Consider the following 658-nt stretch of genomic DNA (forward strand, 5'->3'; position numbering starts at 1 on the left):
CATCGCCGCCCAGGCGAGGCCGATCGCGGTGTGGTTGGCGCGGGCGTCGAAGCCCTGAGCGCCGAGCTGGTAGCTGCCGTCCTTGCCGCTGCCGCAGGCGGTGGTGAAGCAGGTCGTGCCGGTCCAGGCGTCGTGGAAGCGGTTGCTCGCCATGCCGACGCCGGCGCCGATATACGGCGTGAAGCCCCACCAGGTGCCGAGATCGACGTAGACGTTGAACAGGCCCGTCAGCACGTCGAGCTTGCCGGCCTCGGTGTTGAAGCCCTCGACGAACATCGTGCGCGAGGAATAGTCGCGGAAGCGGCTGCGGGTGCGCCCGTCGATGGTGACGTCGGCCCGCAGGAAGCTGTTGAAGCGGTAGCCGATGCCGCCGCCATAGCCGTCGGTGTTGCCGAGGCGGAATCCGACGAGCTTGGCGCCTTCGGTGCCCGGCAGTGTGTCGTCCTTCGGGTGGCGGAAATCGCTCGCCGTGTAGTCGCCGCGCAGGTACCAGCCGGAGCCGACCTCCACCGGGGCCGGGAGCGGCGGGGGGGGGGGGGGGGAGGGCGGCCGCAGGGCGGGGGGGAGGGGCGGGGGGGCGCCCAGGGCGGCCCCCCAGATGGCGGACCGGAAGCACTGACCGAAACGTGCCCTGGGGCGCCCTCTCCTGCCCCTTGAC

Annotated in this window: 1 pseudogene; it reads right to left on the reverse strand. The window is 72.2% G+C overall.

Annotated features, from left to right (window positions below):
* Positions 1-510, reverse strand: a pseudogene (locus VP06_RS33285) (porin family protein); the annotation flags it as partial.
* Positions 511-658: the final 148 nt, after the last annotated feature.

The sequence above is a fragment of the Methylobacterium aquaticum genome, from assembly GCF_001043915.1.
In the GTDB taxonomy this organism is placed as follows: Bacteria; Pseudomonadota; Alphaproteobacteria; order Rhizobiales; family Beijerinckiaceae; genus Methylobacterium; species Methylobacterium aquaticum.